General features: G+C 40.2%; 14 protein-coding genes. 10 read left to right on the top strand and 4 right to left on the bottom strand.

From position 1 onward, the window contains the following. Positions 1-79: 79 nt before the first annotated feature. Positions 80-1,120 carry a cyclic nucleotide-binding domain-containing protein gene (locus CDG79_RS15790; protein WP_094342936.1) on the bottom strand — a complete coding sequence of 347 codons (1,041 nt, stop codon included), beginning with the start codon at positions 1,118-1,120 and terminating at the stop codon, positions 80-82. A 541-nt stretch (positions 1,121-1,661) separates the two neighbouring features. Here CDG79_RS15790 and CDG79_RS15785 point away from each other — a divergent pair. From CDG79_RS15785 to CDG79_RS15765, 5 genes are all read left to right on the top strand, one after another. Then, positions 1,662-2,435: a DUF928 domain-containing protein gene (locus CDG79_RS15785; RefSeq protein WP_094342935.1), complete on the top strand. Its 774-nt coding sequence runs from the start codon at positions 1,662-1,664 to the stop codon at positions 2,433-2,435. A gap of 3 nt (positions 2,436-2,438) precedes the next feature. Continuing rightward, a complete protein-coding gene (locus CDG79_RS15780; protein WP_094342934.1) occupies positions 2,439-4,715 on the top strand; it encodes a CHASE2 domain-containing protein in 2,277 nt (758 codons plus the stop codon). Next, positions 4,708-7,383 carry an NHLP bacteriocin export ABC transporter permease/ATPase subunit gene (locus CDG79_RS15775; protein ID WP_094342933.1) on the top strand — a complete coding sequence of 892 codons (2,676 nt, stop codon included), beginning with the start codon at positions 4,708-4,710 and terminating at the stop codon, positions 7,381-7,383. Before CDG79_RS15780 ends, CDG79_RS15775 begins: the two co-directional genes overlap by 8 nt. A gap of 669 nt (positions 7,384-8,052) precedes the next feature. Beyond that, positions 8,053-8,394, top strand: coding sequence for an NINE protein (locus tag CDG79_RS15770; RefSeq protein WP_094342932.1), 342 nt, complete (start codon positions 8,053-8,055; stop codon positions 8,392-8,394). A gap of 24 nt (positions 8,395-8,418) precedes the next feature. Beyond that, entirely contained in the window at positions 8,419-9,120 is a 702-nt protein-coding gene (locus CDG79_RS15765; RefSeq protein ID WP_094342931.1) for a helix-hairpin-helix domain-containing protein, read from the top strand. 19 nt (positions 9,121-9,139) lie between these two features. Here CDG79_RS15765 and CDG79_RS15760 read toward each other — a convergent pair whose 3' ends face one another. The 3 genes from CDG79_RS15760 to CDG79_RS15750 form a co-directional block, all read right to left on the bottom strand. After that, positions 9,140-11,797: an ATP-binding protein gene (locus tag CDG79_RS15760; RefSeq protein WP_094342930.1), complete on the bottom strand. Its 2,658-nt coding sequence runs from the start codon at positions 11,795-11,797 to the stop codon at positions 9,140-9,142. A gap of 329 nt (positions 11,798-12,126) precedes the next feature. Beyond that, complete coding sequence (locus tag CDG79_RS15755) at positions 12,127-15,507, bottom strand: leucine-rich repeat domain-containing protein (protein ID WP_094342929.1); 3,381 nt, start codon at positions 15,505-15,507, stop codon at positions 12,127-12,129. A 141-nt stretch (positions 15,508-15,648) separates the two neighbouring features. Continuing rightward, positions 15,649-15,933, bottom strand: a complete 285-nt coding sequence (locus tag CDG79_RS15750) for a hypothetical protein (RefSeq protein WP_143855493.1) — start codon at positions 15,931-15,933, stop codon at positions 15,649-15,651. Between the two features lie 198 nt (positions 15,934-16,131). On the opposite strand from CDG79_RS15750, the gene CDG79_RS15745 reads away from it, so the two are divergent. The 5 genes from CDG79_RS15745 (at position 16,132) to CDG79_RS15720 (ending at position 23,213) form a co-directional block, all read left to right on the top strand. Next, a complete protein-coding gene (locus CDG79_RS15745) occupies positions 16,132-17,724 on the top strand; it encodes an FAD-dependent oxidoreductase (protein ID WP_094342927.1) in 1,593 nt (530 codons plus the stop codon). A gap of 86 nt (positions 17,725-17,810) precedes the next feature. Then, a complete protein-coding gene (gene speB, locus CDG79_RS15740; protein WP_094342926.1) occupies positions 17,811-18,854 on the top strand; it encodes an agmatinase SpeB in 1,044 nt (347 codons plus the stop codon). A 1,171-nt stretch (positions 18,855-20,025) separates the two neighbouring features. Further along, positions 20,026-20,529 carry a hypothetical protein gene (locus tag CDG79_RS15735; protein WP_094342925.1) on the top strand — a complete coding sequence of 168 codons (504 nt, stop codon included), beginning with the start codon at positions 20,026-20,028 and terminating at the stop codon, positions 20,527-20,529. A gap of 445 nt (positions 20,530-20,974) precedes the next feature. Continuing rightward, positions 20,975-21,838 carry a hypothetical protein gene (locus CDG79_RS15725; protein ID WP_094342923.1) on the top strand — a complete coding sequence of 288 codons (864 nt, stop codon included), beginning with the start codon at positions 20,975-20,977 and terminating at the stop codon, positions 21,836-21,838. Positions 21,839-21,956: 118 nt separating this feature from the next. After that, positions 21,957-23,213, top strand: coding sequence for a glycoside hydrolase family 10 protein (locus tag CDG79_RS15720; protein ID WP_094342922.1), 1,257 nt, complete (start codon positions 21,957-21,959; stop codon positions 23,211-23,213). Positions 23,214-23,234: the final 21 nt, after the last annotated feature.

Here is a 23,234-nt window from a genome sequence, read left to right as displayed (position 1 = left end):
CTCAGTACAAGTTCGTAATTAGACTGGAATTGGAGACTAATGAAGCTGCCTCCTTCCTAGCCTCTGCCTCCTGCCTCCTTCAAGATTGCCTATTTAGACGTTTAATCATCCAGTCAAATCTAGCACCCGCAAGTGCAGTATTGTCTAATGTATCTAAGTTGAGTTCATCTTCAACTTCAATATCTTCTGCTAAGAGTTGGTCTAGTTGGTAAGCCAGTTTCCCAAATCCACGACGGAAGAGGCGATCGCGAATCCGATCTACTAAAACTACAGCGATCGCTCTGTAAAAACGTGCTGTAAATCCTGCATCTCGCTTTAATTTTTCAGCTAGTTTCTGTTGTGGTAGAGCTAGTAATACAGAAGATTCTGCTGCCTTGACTGTGGCAGAGGCGGTTGTTGCTTCGACAAAAGACATTTCTCCTAAAATTTCGCCTTTGACTGATTGAGCAATTTCTCTTTCGGCAAGTTTATTGTGTGGGGTGGTAACAAAAACTCCTAACTTGCCATCTAACAATATATATAATGCTTCAACAGGTTTTCCTTCTTCAATTAGCACCTTACCTGGATTGACTTTAGTTTTTACTCCTTGGGAAATCATCCAATCAATATCGCCATCATCCAAAATAGCGAACACAAACAAAACTTTTCGCAGTGGCTCTCCTGGAAGTACTTTGTTCTTAGTCAGGAAATCAGTCAGTCTCCGCAATTGCTGTGAAAGTAAAACAGACAGCATTTGATAAAAATTAGCGGCAAACTTTGTGTCGTGTTCTAACTTTTTGACTAATAATTCTCTTGGCAGTGCTAATACTCGTGAGGGTTCCAAAGCTATCACCGTGCTAGCTGGGTAAGAATTATCTATTAAAGATAATGCTTCTACAATTTCCCCTGGCGATACGCGATCGATTTCTTGTGCGTCTTTTACATTGCCTGTGGGAGAAACACAAATACTTAATCCTCCCTCTAGCAAAATTTCTACTGTATCAACAATTTCTTTACCTTCTTGAATCAGAACTTCACCAATAGGATGCTCTCTACATCGGCCGACACTGAGCATCCAATCAATATCACTTTCCCTGAAAGCAGCAAAATTCGGAGTATTAACCAGGATTTGTCTAATCATAAGATTTAAACTTGGTTATGAGTGGAAATAAATCATTTGTTGCAGCAAAATAGAGCTTTTTGTTAGTTTTCTTGAAGTTTTCAACCTAGGTGTCTGACAGAAGTAGTAAAAATTCAGTCAAAACAAGGTTTTTCAGAAAAGGGGTGGAGTTGCATCAGAAGCTATAGGACTCATATTTGATTTTTGAAAAACCAAATAGCTAGAAGTTTGTCATCCAGAGGTTTCTTGCTAAGTAATACTGAGCAAGAATCAAGTAGGATTCCTATAGAGTTACCAGACAACTATAGCAATCGTTCTATTCTCTGTCATTAAAGTTACTTACAAAATTTTACGTATTTTCTCCGAACCGATTCAGAATTGCTATACCCTTGTTTATAGTAAATTCTACGAACTTCATTTTTTTGGCAAAATCTTTAACAAAGTTTTTAGACAAAAGTTAATATAGGTTTTATATTGGTAATTAATTTAACTCAATATTACTTTTTCAGGCGATCGTAAATATTTGTCTTTGTTAGATGATTGAAAATTAATAGGACTTAATATGAATTGGATCCAAAAATTTGGAGAATTTCCAGCATTTTCTATATCTCTGGTATTAGTGATTTCTAGTTTCCCCAGAATCGCGATCGCCGAATCACCGATTACACTTAAATTCCAGAAATTCCAGAGTTGGCAAATTAGTCAGAAGTTTATCCCACCAAATCGAAAAGCACCACAAACTACGGCTGGTGGGGCAACTCGTGGTGGTAGTTCCTGCTTTTTAGAGGGTAAAGAAACTTTAACTCCCTTAATGCCTGCGAATAAATTAGGTTTAACCTTTGCAGAACGTCCGACATTTTACTGGTTTGTACCGCAGACAGCAGTAGAAACTGCTCGCTTTTCACTTCTAGATGGTGAGGATATAGTCTACGAAACGACTTTTAAACTTCCTAAGCAATCAGGAATTATTGGTCTTACTCTCCCGGCAGAAACACCAAGTCTCAAAGTTGGTAAACAGTATCACTGGTATATGGCGATCGCTTGCGGTTCAGACAAACTAGCAGAGGAAATCGCTGTTGATGGTTGGGTAGAACGAATTCAACCCACTCCTGATTTATCGAAGCAGATAGCCAGGACAAATCCCAAGCAACTGTCCCAAGTGTATGCCACATCTGGTATTTGGTACGAACTGGTGCATACTTTAGTACAGCAACGTCTTGCCAATCCTAGCGATCGCACAGTCATGGCTAATTGGCAAGCATTATTGGAGTCGGTGGGGTTAAACAATTTAGTTTCCAAACCTTTAGTAGATATCTGCAATGACAAGACTAAGTAATTTATGTGGAGAAACATCAAACGAAAACTTTGGCAATGGCGTGGTGTCTTCATTGCTGCTCCCAGCGCGGGAGCATTGGTGTTTATTCTGCGTTTGAGTGGATTATTGCAGATGTTGGAATTGGCAGCGTTGGATCAAATGTTTCTGTTACGTTCTTCAGAACCTATCGATCCGCGCATTGTCATTGTAGAAATTAATGAATCTGATGTGCAAAAACTTGGGAAGCGCGGTTATTGGCCTCTGCCTGACGGCTTACTTGCACAAGTTTTAGAGAAATTAAAACAACAAAAACCCAGTGCTATCGGTTTGGATTTATATCGAGATTTACCAGTAGGTTTTGGACATCAATCCTTAGTTAAGGTGTTTGAGTCTACACCAAATTTAGTTGGTGTCCAAAAAGTAGCCCAGAGTGAAGATAGTTCGGCAGTAGCACCACCACCAGCGCTGAAAAAACTTGGTCAGGTTGGTGCAAATGATTTTCCCTTAGATGGGGATGGGAAAATTCGCCGCAGTTTGATGTATTTGGCAGATCAAAATGGCGAAAATGTGTTTAGTTTTTCTTTTAAACTTGCCTACCTTTATCTGAGCGATCGCAAAATAGATGTCGGACAAACAGAAGATTATTTGGTAAAAACAGGTAATGTGATTTACCCCTTATTTCAAGGAAATGATGGTGGTTACGTTCGGGCTGAAGACCAAGGTTATCAAATACTAATAAATTATCGTGGTTTTAGAGACAAATTTCAACACATATCTATTATGGATGTGTTAGAAAATCGGATCTCCAAAAATTTACTAAAGGGGCGGATTGTGTTGATTGGCCCCACAGCCGAAAGTCTCAAAGACCTATTTTATACACCTTACAGCAGTACTATATTAACAGCACCAAAACGGATGTCTGGTGTAGCGATTCATGCCAATGCCATCAGTCAAATTTTAAGCGCTACTTTAGATAATCGTTCGTTAATCAAAACATGGCGCAAACTACAAGAATGGTTATGGATTTCTGTGTGGTCACTAATTGGTGCAATCTTAAGATGGCAACAACGATATAGCAGTGGCTCTAAAAGAAAATCCTTATTACCTTTGATTAGCATTTTGCTAGCTGGTTGCTGTCTTATAGGTAGTAGTTATTTAGCTTTTATCGCAGGTTGGTGGATTCCTGTAGTTCCATCATTAATCGCATTAATTGTTTCGGCACTTGCTGTTACTGCCTATATTGCCATGACTGCGGGAGAAATTCGTAAAACTTTTGGGCGTTATCTCACCGATGAAGTCGTTGCTAATTTATTAGAAAATCCTGAAGGTTTAAAACTAGGCGGTGAACGGAAAAAAATTACTATTCTCACTTCTGATTTAAGAGGTTTTACCGCTACGGCTGAAAGATTATCTGCTGAAGAAGTAATTAAAATAATCAACTTTTATTTAGGATATATGGCAGATGTTATTACTCAGTATCATGGCACGATTGATGAGTTTATGGGTGATGGGATTTTAGTTTTATTCGGCGCTCCTATTAGTAGAGAAGATGATGCTATGAGAGCGATCGCTTGTGCTGTGGCAATGCAGCTAGCAATGGAACCAGTAAATCAGAAAATCCAACAAATGGGATTACCAAAGCTAGAAATGGGTATTGGGATTAATACAGCAGAAGTCGTAGTTGGTAATATTGGTTCGGAAAAACGGACTAAATATGGAATTATTGGTAATCAAGTTAATTTAACCTATCGGATTGAATCTTATACAGTTGGCGGTCAAATTTTTATTTCGGAATCAACTATTAAAGAGGCTGGTTCCATTATTAAACTTATTGGACATAAAGAAGTACAAGCAAAAGGAGTGAAGGAACCGATAAAAATTTATGAAGTGGGTGGGATTGCTGGGGAATACAATTTATATCTGGCTAAAGATGAAGAAGAAGTTTTCTTGGAACTTTTAGAAGCAATTCCCCTAAAATATGCAGTTTTGGATGGAAAAGATGTTAATAGTACTGTAATTGAGGGAAAGCTAGTGAAGCTGTCAGCTAAGGAGGCGCAAGTATGTTATGACTCAAAAGTAAATTCTCTGGTTTTACAGCCCTTTACTAATCTGAAACTGAACTTATTTATGCAGGGTAATGCCAAAATTAGTGAAGATATCTATGCTAAGGTCTTAGACAAAACAGCAGAACCAAATAATTTTTATATTCGCTTTACCAACCTTCCATTAGAAGTGGTAGGACAATTTAATGCTATACGCCTCCACCAAAAAACTATTGTACCTCTAACTCCAGATGAGTGATTCCAAGTTGCTGCTTACAGGTAATCAATCCCTAATCTTAGACAATCCCCAAACAGTTTGGCAAATTGAATCCGGTGCGATCGCTGTGTTTGCTATTCCCATCCAGCAAGGTATTGAAGGCGTTCGCCGTTATCTATTTGGTGTCAATCCGGGAGAAGTATTGTTTGGGGTATCAGCTGATAACCATAAAATTTTGGCGATATCGATAGAAGATACTGTGCTGTTGCAAATATCTGCACAAGAATACGAGGAATGGATAAAACAGGAGAAAGACGAGGCAGAAAGTTTGCTTAAGTTAGTACAGATTTGGGAGAAAAATATTCAAAGTTGTGTGGGCGATCGCTCTTCTATTCCAACAGTTTTTTCCCACCCTGAAAACCTTACCAACTGGAACGCCATCCAAGTTACTCTGAGCGAACTGCACGATAATTTGTGCGAAATTCTGACTCAAATAGAACAGGAAGAGTCGGCAACAAAATGGACTCAATTCCAAGCACGGGAACAACTTAACTCTCAGGCAAAAGTCAATGCTTTAGGAGAATTAGCATCAGTCCTCAAACCCAAGCAAGCTGAACTGATGCAGACAGGTACACCACTGCTGATTGCCGCAGGTGCAGTGGGAAGGGCATTAGGAATTAAGATTTTGCCACCTGTACGTTCCGAAGACATGAATCGGATTAAAGAACCATTAGAAGCGATCGCGCGTGCATCCCGGATTCGCATCCGCCGAGTATTACTCAATGACCGATGGTGGCAAAAAGATAGCGGCCCTTTATTGGCATACACTAATCAAGATAATTTTCCTGTTGCACTGCTACCAGCAGGGGTAGGAAAGTACGAAATCTTTGACCCCCAGAAGCACGTTCGCATCCCTGTCAACAAAAATACTGCCCAGCAATTAGCTCCTTTTGCCCATGTATTTTATCGTCCCGTACCCGAAAATAATGTAACTGCGTTCGACTTACTTCTATTTGCCTTCAAGGGGAAAATTCGAGAACTGGTTGTTATCTTCCTTACTGGTGTTGTTGGTGCATTGCTAGGAATGTTAACCCCCTTAGCAACCGCCATCCTCATCGATTCCGTCATTCCCGATGCAGACAGAGGGTTGTTAGTGCAAATTGGATTGGGTCTGATAGCCGCCACCTTTGGTACGATAATTTTTCAAATCGCCCAAGGTTTTGCCGGTCTGAGATTAGAAAGTAAAGCTAGTTTAGACTCCCAAGCAGCCTTATGGGATAGATTGTTTAATCTGCGGGTATCTTTCTTTCGTGAATATTCAATTGGGGATTTGCAATCTCGTGTTTCTGCGATCACTCAAATCCGTCAGAAACTCAATGACACAGTGCTACGCACTGTTTTTACTAGCTTCTTCTCTCTACTTAATCTGGGATTGTTATTTATCTACAGTTCCAGCCTAGCTTTAGTTGTAGTAGCAGTAGCGCTAGTTGCAATCATCTTCACTACGATCTCAAGTGTACTTAGTCGCCAAAAATTGCGTGCTTTAGAAGAAATAGAGGGGGAAATTTTTGGTTTTACTGTACAGATGGTTGCTGGTGTTTCCAAACTCAGAGTCAGCAATGCAGAAGACCGGGCTTTTGCCTACTGGGCAAAAAAGTATAGTCAGCAGCTAAAACTCAAGTTGAGTACAGAGGTGATTGAAGATGTCTTAGCGATATTTAACACCGCCATGCCAACTGTCAGTTCGATAATTATATTTTGGCTGGCAGTTACGTTAATTACACAAGCCCCATCTCAAAGCGAAACAGGATTATCTACAGGTACATTTCTGGCATTTAATTCCGCCTTTGCCATATTTATTGCTGGGGCAACTCAGCTGAGTAACACCATAGTCAGCATATTAGATATCAGCATTTTCTGGGAACGTGCAAAGCCCATCTTTCAGGCTCAACCAGAAATCGACCTAAGCAAAAGCGATCCGGGGCGGTTAACAGGTAAAGTAAAAGTCGATCGCGTGACGTTCCGTTACCGCGAAGATGGGCCCCTCAATTTAGATGATTTGACGATTGAAGCAGACCCAGGAGAATTGATTGCTTTGGTAGGGCCTTCTGGTAGTGGCAAATCAACGATTATTAGGCTGTTATTGGGATTTGAAACGCCAAAAGATGGCACTATTTACTATGATGGTCAGGACTTATCCGGCTTAGATACATCAGCAGTGCGTCGGCAGATTGGTGTAGTACTGCAAAATGGTCGCATCAATAGCGCCTCGATTTTTGAAAACATTTCTAGTGGCGCATTAGTGACAATGGAAGAAGCTTGGGAAGCAGTACGGATGGCTGGATTTGCCGATGATATTAAGTCAATGCCAATGGAGATGCACACAGTCATTTCGGAGGGGGGTACAAATCTCTCTGGTGGGCAACGTCAAAGGCTACTAATTGCTCGTGCTTTAGTATTAAAACCGAGAATTATAATTTTTGATGAAGCTACCAGCGCTTTAGATAATCGTACTCAAGCCATAGTTAGTACCAGCTTAGACCAGTTAGGAGTAACGCGCATAATTATCGCCCATCGCCTCAGTACCATCCGCAACGCCGACCGAATTTATGTGATTGAAGCCGGTCGAGTTGTCCAGCAAGGTAGGTTTGAAGAATTAGTGAATCAAAAGGGGTTATTTGCTAATCTGATGGCGCGACAAATGGCGTAAGCGTTCAGGGTCGAATAGGACTAAAAACTGCTATAAGCTATGTAGGATAATTGCTACAGCTTTTAAGCTATTGATCGGTAGAGGGATGGGGCAGGCGATTGTCCTTGATGTAGTGCAGCACGCTGTGCCTTCCAGAGATTGTGGAATTAGCCCGGATTTCTCACACAGACTGAGAAAAAAGGGGTCAAAAACTGCTAAAAGCTATAGAAGCTTTACGGAAATATATCGATCTAAATCTAAATAAATCAGTAATTTTCATGAAGCTTCAAAGATAAACTTTAGCTAGAATTGCCTGTAAATACGCTCAAGCTTTTATTAGATTAAGCAACTTTTTAGTTACCGATCAATTGTTTATAATCAATTATTGGTTAACATCACTTTATCTACTGATGAACAAATTGAATAACCAAATACTAAATATTCATCGGTTGCGTCTGGTTCCATATATGGCAATTGGTAGCCTAATTTTTTATTTCAATTCCAACCTAGATTTTAACTACATAATCAAAGGATATTTAGTCTTAATGGAATCTCAGCTATGTATAATCATTATTTATTTTATAACAGCAAAAATCATTAGTAAACCACAGAAATAATTAGAGAAGAAAACAATTGATTGGATTGTACGCCAATAGATATTTATTAGAGTTAATTAAGGAAGGAAATGTCATGAAGACTAAATCTACAGCTATTCTGCTTTGCTTTCTTGGCGGGTGGCTGGGAGTTCACAAATTTTATCTAGGACAAAATCTTGAAGGTGTTTTGTACTTATTGTTTTTCTGGACTTGTATCCCGTCTTTAATAGCCTTTGTTGAGTTCTTTGTACTAGTTCTCATGTCAGATACCGAATTCAATATAAAGTATAATCAAAGTATCGCAAGCGCAAGTGGGCCAATATCTGCTAAAGATGCAACTAGTGCGCTAGCTGATTTGAAAAATCTTTTTGATTCTGGTGTAATTACCGCAGAAGAGTATGAAGAAAAGCGGCAAAATCTTCTGAAATCTTTGTAAATCTAAATCATTGGTTGATTTCCTGTGTCACAATCTAAATCTTGGTTTCAACAAACTCCTGTTTGGGTGTGGTTATCATTAATTCCGACATTTGGGGGATTTGCTATTGCCTATGCAGGTTATAAATCCAAGACTAATACTTGGATTGTATTAGGGATTAGTACCTCTATTTTAGCTTTAGCTTTATCTGCAAATAGTCTAGCCGTTGTGATTTGGATGGCTCAGATTGGCATTGCTTTGTACCTCAAAAAAGCTTTCTTAGTCAAAATTTATCCGAAGAATTTACCAATTCCTGAAGAACAAGGGTTAGCAAACTTAGTTGCCAGTACTCGTGATAAAATAGATATTAATGAATGCTCTAAAAATGAATTAGTTAACTATTTAGGGCTGCCCATAGTTTATGCAAATAACATTGAATCACTGATGAATGAGGGATATGTTTTCACTCATGTTGAAGAATTAATAGAAGTAGCTGGAATTCCAGAAAAGCAGGTAGCTAGGATTACACCGCTAATTACTTTTAGCTATAACTATAAAAAAGAAGCTGAGTATTCTTGGAAACGATTAAACACATATTCAACTCCAGAATTAATTACTTGTGGACTGGATGGAGCGATCGCAGAACAAATCGTTGCAGAAAGGCAACAACGAGGTGAGTATAAATCCTTAATTGATGTCAAACAGCGCACTGGATTACCGTTTGCTACTTATCGTCACATAGCTTAGATATCGTCAGGGCAATAAATTAATAATTAATTATCACTTCCTCCTCTCTAACCTTTTTCCACGGGAGTTTGACTGTAAATCGACTACCTTTGCCTAACTGACTTTCGGCGTGGACAGTCCCACCGTGCAACTCGACAATTTTTTGCACCATCACTAATCCTAAACCAGTGCCTGCGGAACGACGGGTAGAAGCATTTTCAACTTGCACGAAAGGTTGAAATAACTGAAAAAGGTCATCGGAAAGCATACCAATACCTGTATCTACCACGCTAAAAAAGATATACTCATTTGTAGAAGTTGGCTGAACTTCAATCCAAACTTTTCCTCCGTCGTGAGTAAATTTGACAGCATTACTCAACAGGTTGATAAATACTTGACGAATGCGACGCTCATCAACTTCGATAGGTTCGAGTTCTTCAGGGATTTGTACGCTCAGTTGGATATTTTTTTGTAGCGCTAAATTTTTAACAAAACTAAGACTAGAGTCACATAATCCTGGAATCGAAGTAGCAGCTAGTTGTAGTTGTATCTTGCTAGATTCAATGTCGGTAAGCTCAAGGATTTGGTTAATCAATTCTAGTAAATTCTTACCGCTAGATTCGAGGGTATTTATAAACTGGCGTTGTTCTTCGGTGAGAGTCCCGTACACTTCATTTTGGAGTGCTTCTGCAATCTCAAGAATAGAGCTTAAAGGAGTTCTCAATTCATGACTCATATTTCCTAAAAAGGTTTTTTTAGCACGATTTGCGACTTCGGCAGCTTCTTTAGCCTCACGCAGGGCGGATTCTGCACTTTTGCGATCGCACACTTCTAATGTCAACGCGACAAATTCCGCGATTGAGCTAACAAAGTTTTGCTCGCTCAGTTCCCATATCCGAGGAATATCAATCTGTTCGTACAATACCGTTCCCACCACTTCGCCCCCAACCCAAATGGAGGTATTAATTAGGGATACAATATTCTTCGGTTCTAGCTGTTCATCCCATAATTCTTGTATCCGTAAATCGGTGCGAGTATCGGTGACAGCGATGATTCGGGCAGATGTCAGAGATTTAAAATAGATGGGATAATCTGCACGGTTGCGTTCTAAACCTACCGAATGTTTCTGATTGCTACGTTCGTAAAGACTTATACATTGTAGTTTAGTGCGATCGCTATTGAATAACCATACACTTACTTGCTCTACTTCTAAAGCATTCGCGGCTTTCTCGGTGATTATTTTAAATGCCGTTTCCAGCTTTCCTTTTGAAATCGCACTGTGATTTGCCAGTTCCGCCAACGCTTGATTATGCTGAACTAGCTTTTGCTCACTGTTAATATTTTTTTGAATCTCTTGCTGCAATTCTTGAGTTCGCTGCTTAACTTGCAATTCTAACTCTTCATTTTTAGTAATCTGTGCAGTAAAGATTTTACGTAACTGCTGCATCATCTCGTTAAAAGATTCACCTAGCACCTCTACTTCTTTAATGCCTTGGATCGCCATTGAGTCTTCGCTGTTGGTGAAATTGGCTAAATCTTTTGTCGCCATGCTGAAGTAAATAATTGGCTGAGTTATCCAACGGGCGGCGATAATTCCTAGTAAAGTGGCTAATCCTAATGCTCCCAGACAGAGAAAAATTGTAGTTTGAGTGTTGCGATCGATTTGTCCCATAAAGTCTGCTTCTGGGACAGCTACTACAATCAACCAGTTGATATTTGGTTCGCTTTGTAACGGTCTAATTTCTAAAAATTGTCGTTTGCCGTCAAAAGAGAAATCTAGTTGCTGTAAACTCTGAATTTGGTCAAAGTTACTAAATTTAGTTTCTAAATATTTAGCGCTGGCTTGAGTAAAAGCATTCCCGCTTTGGGAAGCTGCCAACCGAATCGGTTTACCATTTTGTAAGCGGAATGGTTCTTCCGTTGTGGAACTTGCGACTAATAGCCCCGATCGCTCGATAATAAAAACTTGCCCAGACTTGCCAACTTTAATATTTTGGAGCAAATCCCCAATTTGTGATACATGAGTTAGAGTGCTGTTGACTCCGAGTAACTCACCTTGAGAGTCATATATAGGTTGAGATGCACTAATTAGCAGCGTTGGTTCGGTGATGGAAGTAAAAATCGGACTAAAGCTGAATTTTTTGGCAGTAACTGCTGCTTGATAACTAGGACGCGATCGCGCATCATAGTTTTTGATTACCTCTGGTAGTTGGGTACGTTGACCAAGAGAGTCAATTTTGTAGGTGTAAAGGTCGGAACCAGTTGACTTATCGGCTTTTCTGAGTAAATATTGGCGATCGTTGAGCTTTTCTACCCCTAAGTGTTCTTGCTGTTCGTTACTTGCCGTTAAAACAACAGCATCAGGAAAAATCTCTAACTGCTTGATTAAATATGACTCCCAAGTTGCCAGATTTTCCATCTTCAGCAACCCGATATCAATGATATTTTGATTACCGCGCAGTACTTGACGCGGGGTTGAGAGATAAGCCTGTAAATTTTGCTCTACTCGATTAGCGACTTCATAACGTAATTCGCTAGCTACCTCATTGACAGCCATTTGCCCATTGCGGATTGATAAGTATGCAGTCAATCCCACAGCTAGGAAGATTTGCAGCACAAACAACGCTACGAGAATGCGACGTAGAGGTACGCCTTTAAACAGAGGAAAAACACCACTTTGCCCAGTATTTTTGTTCATAAGCCCACTCTTCCTTCCTATCCTGTAGTAGTGAGTACAACACCTCGACTTCTCTGGCCTACGGGCTTATGCATAGTTTGTACTCGGTCAGATCAAGTGCCAATATACCACTTCTGGTAAAAGAACAAAACTTTAACCTGTGATTTTCACTGCAATGTGAATTTCATCGAATGAACATTTTCCAGCCTAACCGAGAGGTTGTCTGAAAAGTGTTTCGCTGTGATTTTAGGCATTCATGGATTTCTCCTAATCCCCTTTAAAAGGACTGGCCATTACCCAGATTTTTATAGAGAAACTTGAACTTTTGTTCAAGACAGGGAAAGGTTTTTTTACAGAGAGGCTGCTGCTGCATTGATTTTTTCGCAGATATCTACCCAAGCTTTATCTCGTTTTCCTGCCCCAATGGTGTTTAATGGGCGATCGGGAACGTGTGTTGCTTGATATCGTTCAATTGCTGTTACTTTGTAGTTGCTAGCACGCAAAGGTATCCAGAGAATTTTGACTCCCTCGGCTTTCGCTGCTTCTAACAGAGGTGGTAACTCATTTTGACTAATAAAGCTTGAGGCTAGGAAGTCTGGACTTACCAGCAACACTGCTACTTTTGCAGCTGCCAAAGCCACTTGGATTTCATTTCGCCAGATAGCACCAGGCTTGATTTGGGTATCATCCCACAGTTTGAGATTTTGTTCTCTAATTAATGGTTCTAGATGAATTTTGAGGTCATCAAACCACTTTTTATCTTTGTGACTATAGCTAATGAAAACTAGATTTCTCGTTACGGGTTCAGACATGGGTATTTCCAAATTTGGTGAAGTAGGTAAAACATCGTCAATCAGTCTGCGGACATCTACCATACGAAAAGTTTTCTGACACTGGATTTGGTCATTACGCGCATCCAGGGAGTTATACAATATGTATCGCTCGTAAAAATGAGGAGTTTGACTATCCTTACACTTTTCACAGTTGCAGGGAACAAGTGTTTTATATTTCAGGCGTTCGTAAGACTTATGAATTTTGTCCAGTTCATGAATGATACGTATTAGCAGGTCTTTCTTGCGGTTTCCTGCTACGCGGACTTTAATTTCTCGTTGATTGTAGTTTTCAATCACTTCCGCGCGGGTTTGGTCTTCACTGAGAACAACGCCTGTTTTCCAAACGAGGATTTGTTGTTCAATTAATGAATGCATTTCGACAATAAAACGAGTAAGAATACCTTTCGGCATGAAATCATAGGTGTAGCGCAGAATCAGATTGTTAGATTCATCCCAATTGAAATCAGGCTGATTGGTAGAGAGTAATTGAGGTGCAATATAAGTACCCGGACGACTAGGAATTTCGTAACAAAGTTTAAATTTTATCATTAGCTGCAACAGTTCTGGTCGCATATCTGCATATTTATCTTCAAGCCAAATGTTTTTTAAATCATTACGGTCAAATTTACCGGATTTTTCAATGATTTGTGGATTGTCTAACACTTTGTAAACGGCATCTGTCCCCCAAGTTGGCTTGAGAATGACAGTTTTTCTTAGCAAGTCATCGTCTTGAAAGTGTAGGCATACACCTAAATCATGCAGATAGCCACTAAGTTGAAGTTTATCCTCCTGTTTAGTAAAACCATGTTGCTGACAGATGTTAAAATATTCTTCCAAACTAATACATTCATGCAGGTTATGTTCTAAAGCTTCCCGCACTTTAACCCAGGTTTTAGGGAGTTCTATACCTACATGAGGTAGGCTACTAATAAAGTGCTGAACTTTATCTAATATTTCTGGTATACCGCGATTAGTGGCAAAGTTTGTAGAAAGTGTTTCTTTAAAATTGATGAATTCCTTTCGTAAATCCTTCTCATTTATTTCCCGTTTGCGCTCATGCTTTTCATTTTTGATAATGAGTAAAGGACTATCATCGCTCAACAATTTAACCACATTTAGCCAGTAGTAAAAATCTGTGTCTTCTTTGCGAGTATCAGCAACCACGGCATAAAGAGAGCGTTTGGTGAGAAAAAATTGGTGGGTAGCATGATAAATCTCTTGACCACCAAAGTCCCAAATGTTGACCTGAAATTCTTTGTGATTGTCAAGCAAGAATTTCCATTGAATAACATCAATGCCTTGGGTGGAAATTTCATCGTGCTGTAAAGTATATTTCTGGTCTTGAATTTTTTTGGCTAGTGTAGTTTTGCCTGCACCACCTTCTCCCACAATGAGTAATTTGGCTTCGTAGAGGCGATCGGTTTCTTGTTCTAGCTGTTGCCTGTAGAAGTTCAGAATTTCTGCGACCCTTTTCGTTCGGATTTCTGGTGGAAGTGTTTCTAGGGTATTGCTGGATAATTCAAACACGCTGAGGTTGGTGAGTTGACCAATTTCTGCTGGCAATGTTGTCAGTTGATTATTGCTGAGGTTAAGTTTGTAAAGATTGGTGAGTTGACCAATTTCTGCTGGCAACGTTGTCAGTTGATTCAAGTTTAGGTAAAGCTGATACAGATTAGTGAGTTGACCAATTTCTGCTGGCAGCATGGTCAGTTGATTATTGCTGAGGTTAAGTTTGCAAAGATTGGTGAGTTGACCAATCTCTGCTGGCAATGTTGTCAGTTGATTCGAGTTTAGGTAAAGCTGATACAGATTAGTGAGTTGACCAATTTCTGCTGGCAGCATGGTCAGTTGATTGGAATTGAGGTCAAGCTGATAAAGATTGGTGAGTTGACCAATTCCTTTAGGCAACGTTATCAATTGATTCGAGTTTAGGTAAAGCTCCCTAAGATTAGAGAGTTGACCAATCCCTGTAGGCAAAGTTATCAGTTGATTTGAGTTTAGGTAAAGCTCCCTAAGGTTCGAGAGTTGATCTAACTCTGCTGGCAAAGTTATCAGTTGATTGAACTGAAGGTTAAGCTGGCTGAGATTAGAGAGTTGACCTATCTCTGCTGGCAGCGTTATCAGTTGATTGAATTGGAGGTAAAGCTCCCTAAGGTTGGAGAGTTGACCTATCTCTGCTGGCAGCATTGTCAGTTGATTCGAGTTTAGGTAAAGTTCCCTAAGGTTGGAAAGTTGACCTATCTCTGTTGGTAGCGTTGTCAGTTGATTTGAATTGAGATCGAGCTTCCTAAGATTGCAAAATTGACTAATCTCTACTGGCAGCATTATTCGTGGATTGGAATTGAGGTCAAGCTCCGTAAGGTTGGAGAGTTGACCTATCTCTGCTGGTAGAGTCTTCAGTAGTCGATTCAATCCGAGGTTAAGCACATTAAGGTTTGAGAGTTGACCTATCTGTTGTGGTAGGGTTTCTAGTTGATTGGAGTTGAGGTAAAGCTCCCTAAGATTTGAGAGTTGACCTATCTGTTGTGGTAGGGTCTTCAGTTGATTGGAGTTGAGGTAAAGCTCCCTAAGATTTGAGAGTTGACCTATCTGTTGTGGTAGGGTCTTCAGTTGATTGGAACTGAGGTAAAGCTCTCTAAGATTTGAGAGTTGACCTATCTGTTGTGGTACGATCTTCAGTTGATTGGAACTGAGATCAAGCACAGTGAGGTTGGAAAGTTGACCAATTTCTACTGGCAGCATTGTCAGTTGATTCGACTGAAGGTAAAGCTGACTAAGGTTGGAGAGTTGACCTATCTCTGCTGGCAGCTTTATTAAACCTTTGTCAGAAAGGTCTAATATTGTCGCTTTGTCTCTGGCAGCTTCTTCAAGAATTTGCAGAAGTTCTTCGTTGGTCATAGGTAGAGTTTTCACCAAGGCTATCTATGTCTCTTGACTTGCCATTGTGCGTTTTGGCAGCAGAGAGATTGAGCTGATTAATTACTAATTTAGCGTGTATCAAGACTTGCATTGACGCACTTTGCGCCTCTACGCTCGACCTCAAAACCCCACCATTCCACCTTTGAACACCAATTGTCGAGCAAAAAGAGCGATCGCTCCACCTTTGAACACCAATTGTCGAGCAAAAAGGGCGATCGCTCCACCTCTGAACACCAATTGTCGAGTAAAAAGTGCGATCGCTCCACCTCTGAACACCAACTGTCGAGTAAAAAGTGCGATCGCTCCACCTCTGAACACCAACTGTCGAGCAAAAAGGGCGATCGCTCCACCTCTGAACATGAATTGTCGAGTAAAAAGGGCGTAGGCATAGCCCGTCGTAGACATCGCTCCACCTTTGAACATGAATTGTATAGCCGCGATTTCTAACCACCAGGTATATTTGCTTCAAGATAACAGGTGCGATCGCAGCAAAATATCTAACTTTTTGTATTTGATTTTAATATTGTTGTGCGATCCTATGTAACTTGATGGCTATAGCTTTCCATATTGCCCAGCTTCTATGCCAGATTCCTGTGTATAAATATGCCAGAAACTAAATCAACACCTCATACACATACAAATACATCAACCAAAGCTGATACCTTACCCGCATCTGCGATCGCCTCTTCTAATCCTCAAGAAATCTACGATGTTGTAGTGGTTGGCGCTGGGCCTGTTGGGTTAGCAACTGCCATTGGCTTACGTAAACGTGGAATTGAAAATATCCTTGTCATCGATCAAACTCGCGCCTTTCGTCAAATTGGGCAAACAGTGGATCTTCTCCCCAATGGATTACAAGCTCTTAAATATTTAGATCCTAACGCTTACGAAGAAGTCAAAAAAACTGGACTTGGTTTATTGAATCCCAAGCAGTCTAATGACCAGAAAACTGTCGAACCTACCGAAGATAATCAACCTCCAAAAACTTCACCAAAATGGATTTACAAAAACTTAAAAGGACAAATAATTAGCTCAACTTCGCTTAGTTTCGATGACTGGCTTCAAGATTATGGCGAGGGTCGAGTATCAATTTCTTGGTACAATTTGCAGACAACCCTCAGACAGCTACTTCCAGAAGACCGAGTTAAAGCTAATCACCGTTGTATTAATGTTGTGAATGAGCCGGAAAAAGGTTGTGTCCGCATAGATTGTGTAGGTAATACCCAAATAGAAACCAACCCTTATGCCTATTGGACAGATGGGCAGAAACATAACGATCCGCAGCCCCAAAACTCAGATATTCCTCCCCAAGAATTAGCAACAAAATCCATTAGAGCTAAACTAATTGTTGCCGCAGACGGGATTAATTCTACAGTTCGTAGGCTGCTTTACACAGATACGCAACATCATGATTTTGCCCGACCTGAATACTCTGGGTTTGCAGCTATATTGTGTAGGGAAATAGCTGAAGTACCAAAGGAACTATGGACAAAACTAAAAGAATATTTTTTTCAAGACTCACCACTTGTAACAATTACTAATGATGAGGTATCTGGAAATTCTGTTTGTATAAATAACATCAGAATAATTTTATATTACAGACCAAGTGGTGAGGTAGGGTACATAATACATCTTGCTTTGCCTTTAGACTCGTTGCAAGGAAAGTCAGAAAGTTCTTTAATTGACTTAGCTTTGCATGAGTTGGAAAAAGCAGGTTTTCCCGATCCGCTCAAGCCATTAGTAAGTCTGTCTCCTCCTGCCAAAATGCAGCAGCGTCCATACTATATTCACCACGCCAGCATTTCAGATTCTCTACAAGTTTCTAACCCAACTAACCTCAATATAGAAGCTAATCCTGGCACAATTCCACCAGCCTGGAGTGTAGGGCGAATCGTCTTAGTTGGCGATGCCGCACATGGAATGCCTCCCTTCATGGCTCAAGGAGCTAATCAAGGATTGGAAGATGCATTAGTAGTTACAACACTCATCGCTAAAATTGCTGAGGAGAAGAACTGGGACAATCTGCAAGCTATAGCCAAAGCCTTCGAGAAATACGAACATCTTCGTCGTCCATTGATGGCATACGTCCAAGAAGCAACATTAAAGCGATCGCCCCACTCGTCAGACAAACAGTGCCAGGAGTTCAATCAACAGTTGTATCGCCGCAATTTCGACCAAATAATAGAGGCACTGTAGTTAAACCGTCTGTGAAAATTTTGATTACAATGCAGATGTCCACTAGGCGGCGTGCTGTCTATCCACGTAAATCCAGAAGATAATCGATGAGTAATCAACTACAAGACTACAATCCTAGCGGCGTAGGTGAAATAAATGGCAACTTCTTAGGTTTGCCCTGCGATTATGAATCTGCAAACCTGATTGTCTTTGGTGTGCCGTGGGAAGTCACTGTTTCCTATGGTGCAGGCACTGCTAACGGCCCCCAGCGAATCCTCGATGCTTCGACTCAACTAGATTTATTCGATTTTGATAACCCTAATGGTTGGAAGCAGGGAATTTTCATGGTGGAAATTCCCCAAGATATTTTAGAGAAAAATACATATTATCGCGCCTTGGCAGCAAAAATTATTGAGCGATTAGCCCAAGGTAAAGAACTCTCAGATCCACCAGATTTAACACCTGTCCTTACAGAAATTAATCAGGCTGGGCAACAGGTTAATCAATGGCTGTTTGAAAATTGTCAAGAAGCAATTAACAAGGGTAAGCAAGTCGCAGTCATTGGTGGAGATCACAGTTCGCCTTTAGGTTATTTCCAAGCATTAGCGGCTAACTACGCCAACTATGGCATTTTGCACATTGATGCCCACGCAGATTTACGCGATGCTTATGAGGGATTTGAGTTTTCCCATGCGTCGATTATGTTTAATGCGATGAAAATACCGCAAATTTCCAAGCTAGTGCAAGTGGGTTTGCGCGATATAAGTCATGATGAAGTGCAAATGATAAACCAATCTAGCGATCGCATTATTGCATATTACGACCCAGCCATTAAACAAAAGCTTTACTCTGGAACAACTTGGCTTGATTTATGCCGAGAAATTATCAGTCATTTACCTGAGTTTGTTTATATTAGCTTTGATGTCGATGGTTTAGATCCCAAACTTTGTCCCAGTACAGGTACTCCTGTTCCAGGTGGGCTGGAATTAGAACAAACATTTTGTCTATTTCGGGAATTAGTCAATAGTGGGAGAAAAATTATTGGCTTTGATATTTGTGAAGTCGGTGATGCTGAATGGGATGGTAATGTTGGAGCGCGGGTAGTTTACAAGCTAGCAAATTTGATGGATTTATCTCAGCCAAAAATATAAACGATACAATTTTGGCAGAGTGGCAATAATACTGAATTCAAGCCGATGACAACAGCAACTCCTTGATCTCTCACCCTCGAAGAATTCCTAAAACTACCAGAAACCGGAATCAAAGTCCCCCAATTTATCGGGGGATTTAGGGGGATCTAGAACGTTTTGATACCTATAATATAGCGGTTATCGATTGGATGAGAACACCAAAGTCCTTGCTGTCAAATCATTTCAGCAAAGTTTTTGTATCTCACTGAACTGCACACCGCTATAAGACTTTTCAAACAGCTTCTGAATTGTTCTTCAATCAGATTATATTTTTCTTACAGCACTTTCGGCGGCTATGAGGTACATCATCAAAGCTGAAAGCTATGATAGGAAAGGGGCAAGAGGAAAACTGTATTGCATAATAGCCGGAAGCGCTGTATTCCCCCTGATTCCTACCCCCAGCAAGAACTGCGGTCTTCATGATAAGTCCTTAAACGGACATGATAAGCTGTCGCGCCTACAAGTTGCCTCATCATCTTTTAGGTAAAACCTGTAAACCCTCTCCTCTGCCCCTCTGCTCCCCTGCTGTCTCAATGTGCAAATTAAAAACACAACAGCTTATAACGAGGCGACATCTTCGATTTACATGTCTATCAAACGGATGAGTTAATTTTAATGAAGAGAGATTTTTGCATATTGGGCTGATACCATTTCACGACTCTACACCCGCCCCAAAGTAGCTTGCAAGGGAAAATAATTGCTAGGCGACTTATTGGAGGCGACGATAAACCATTAGCCAGTCAAGTTTTATCGCACTTCCCAATGTTTGTTGCTAAACTAATACTGAGTATTTTTTATAACTTTATATTAAAAAATAATTACTTAACCAAGGAGAGATGCGAAAATCTATGAAAATACAGTGTAATTAGATTGCTAATTCTTTACTTGCTTCCTTTTGCCTGCATTATCTTTTGCTCACATGATTTTGATGCTACCTTTACATTATTCCTTAATTATTAAGTGTGGGATAATACACAATATGCTTCTTCCTTAGATAATCCGTAGACTGTTATTAGTATTAAAGTAACAACTTTATCCAAATTACCCGTCTAACACTTTTGAGTAAAAAATCATAGGGTAGAATAACTGAATATTGCTCAGATATTTTTAAAATTAAAAGCAGGATTTTTTAATGATCGGCTTAAGTAATTCGGAAAACGGCACAGTTAGCAGCATAGCAGCCACCAAAAGGCTGGCAAGGGCGGTGATGGTTTCTGGTGGCGAGTTCTCGCTGATATTAGCTTGTTGTAACTGTGTTGAAAGGCAGCAGCAAGTGCTGAATCTGTTAACAGAATTTTCATCAGCAGATATCCACGAAATCCTGCTCTCACCTGCGTCTGACACTTTGTATACAGCAATTACAACTGCGATTGGTGCTACTCAACCCGAAGCTTTGATGGTACGGGGTTTAGAATCTGTAGTGGAAATTAACCAACTAATCATCAGTACCAATATTATGCGAGATGAGTTTCGGAAACAGTTTCAGTTCCCGTTGGTGTTGTGGGTGAATGATGAAATTCTACGCAAGCTTGTCTGGCTGGCACCAGATTTCAAAGACTGGGCAGCTAGTACCATTAGATTTGATGTACCTCACAATCAGTTAGTTGAAGCCGAACAACAAGCCATCAGCGCCTAATATTGCCTGAGCTTACTTGCAAAATTTTGTATCCGCTAGGTAGAGCCGAGTCAAACCTTAGCTTTAAAATTACTTTTATTGAACCTCTGCTTACCCAGGTGAGGCAAACAGCATTGCCAGGTGTCCTCGCAAGCTATTTTTTAAAAGAGGGGTATGTATATATTCTCTTGGCTAAAAAAATCCTCATTTTATGAAGCCTGAGCTTCTAAGTTATTACTCTATTGCCATAAAACTATAGGGAGTTTTGATTGAGTGCATTTTCATCGATAATTTGTATAAGGAACAAACAATCAGTACATCAGCGTCTGTCTTTATATGTGTTTCAGAAGACATACACTAAATTAATTCCAACTGCTGAAGTTCGGAATTATGTATTTTATTGTCTATTAGTGTCTGGATATTATTTTTGATCTCTATAACTCTTGATTAACACCGCTATATTACTATGAAGCTCATGCTGAAAGACTACTTTAACACTAACCAAGCGCGAATTTTCACTGCTTTGATTTTGACTGGAATTTTGTCTGTTACTAGCGGTTTAACACTTATCAAAGATGCTAAAGGCGCTTCTGTAAACTTATCGCTAGAAACAAGTAGTGAAGTTCTCAAAGACAATATTAAATCAAACCGCTTGCCACGTCCAGTAGCTAACGCTGTACTACAAGATTTAGCCCGCAGACAGGGAATTTCAGCCAGAGAACTGCAAATTATTGATTATAATCAACAGACTTGGCGCAATGGTTGTTTGGAACTGCCTCAAGCTGATGAATTCTGTACCCAAGCGTTAATTCCTGGTTGGCTGATTGTGGTATCTAATGGCGAACAAAACTGGATTTATCATACCAATCAGACAGGTTCCACAGTCAGGCTGAATCAAAAGGCTAGCGAAGTTACACTGTCCCCTGTGCAAATTCCAGCCAGCGAGTTACCACCACCATTAGATAGAGATGTAGTATTTCGGCAAATTTCTAGTGGTGGCTTTGCTGGTAGAACTTACGAGACTGTTTTACTCAAAGATGGGCGATTAATTCGCGTGCGGATTGGTGATGCAAATGATTCTGAACGTAGTGTTCGCCGCGTTTCTATACAACAGGTACAACAATTTCGGAGATTTTTAGAACGTTCTAAATTTAGTAAATTTCAAAATCTGAGTTACCCAGCCCCTAGTGGTGCTGCTGACTATATTACCTTCACTCTTACCAGCCCAGAGGGTACGGTTCAGTACAACGATATTTCTAAAGATAACCTGCCAAAGAATTTACAGACAGTAGTCAAAGCCTGGAATCATCTTGCAACCAGTGCCCAATAATAAAAAGAATTCAGAATTAGGTTGATGGGATTAGATGGCGATTGTTTTAGCGCTTACAATCGAAGCGATCGCTATTCATGCTGATTGTTCGTGATTTAATGATGTCTGTAACCAAATGATGAAAAGGTTTATAAAGTGGTGTGTTGAGTTTTCTTCTTGGTGGAATATTGGCCAAAGCAGAAAGTCCGGGTTGTTTGCCGTTATAGTTATCTTGAGTGTGGTAGCTACGGTGATGCTATCGTTCCCCTTGAACGCTCAAATTAGTCTGCCGCGAACTACATCTGAGTTAAGGGGAGTGTGGTTAACAAATATTGATAGTGATGTGTTATTCGAGCGCGATCGCCTCAAGGGATCTTTGCAACGCCTTGATGAACTCAATTTTAACACTATATATCCGGCGGTTTGGAATTGGGGATATACATTGTATCCTAGCAAAGTTGCCCAAAAAGTTATCGGGCGATCGCTCGATCCCACGCCTGGATTGCAAGAACGAGATATCCTCAAAGAAATTGTCGATGTGGGACATCAAAAAGGGTTAACAGTGATTCCCTGGTTTGAATTTGGCTTTATGGCACCAGCCGATTCTCTATTAGCTAAAAATCGTCCCCAATGGCTCACTAGCCGCAGCGATGGAACTCGCATTGTCAAAGAAGGAAAGGATAATCGCGTTTGGCTAAATCCCTTTCGCCCTGAAGTCCAAGAATTTATTCAAGATTTAATCGTTGAAATTGTCAGAAACTACAATATTGACGGCATTCAATTTGATGACCATTTTGGCTTACCATCAGAATTAGGATACGATGCTTATACAGTTGCACTTTACAAAAAAGAACATCAGGGAAAAGCTCCTTCTAAAAACTTTAAAGATCCAGAATGGGTGCGCTGGAGAGCTAACAAAATTACCGACTTTATGAAACGGGTATTTACAAGCATCAAAGCGACTAAAAAAAATTGCCTAGTTTCGGTTGCTCCTAATCCTCAACGTTTTTCTTATGATTTCTTTTTAGCAGACTGGCAGAAGTGGGAACGGCTGGGAATTGTTGAAGACTTAGTTTTGCAGATATATCGGGATGACTTGAATGTTTTTATCAGCGAATTAGAGTACCCAGAAGTGAAAGCGGCAAAGAGCCATATTCCAGTGAGTGTAGGCATTTTGGCTGGGTTGAAAAACCGATCTTTGCCAATGCAGCAGATTCAGACACAAGTGCAAAAAGTACGCGATCGCAATTTTGCTGGAGTCTCTTTCTTTTTCTATGAATCCCTCTGGAATATGGGCAAAGAAAAGCCTCAAGAGCGTCAGAATAGTTTCCAGAGAATTTTCCCCACACGCGTAGCTTACCCGAATTTGCTAGCCGGTTGGAAACCGTTCAGTTGACTTTCTTAACAAGCTGTCGGT

This window comes from Nostoc sp. 'Peltigera membranacea cyanobiont' 232 (assembly GCF_002245985.1).
Taxonomy (GTDB): Bacteria; Cyanobacteriota; Cyanobacteriia; order Cyanobacteriales; family Nostocaceae; genus Nostoc.
The sequence above is the reverse complement of the archived record's forward strand: the minus strand, read 5'-3'. Positions and strand labels throughout refer to the sequence as shown.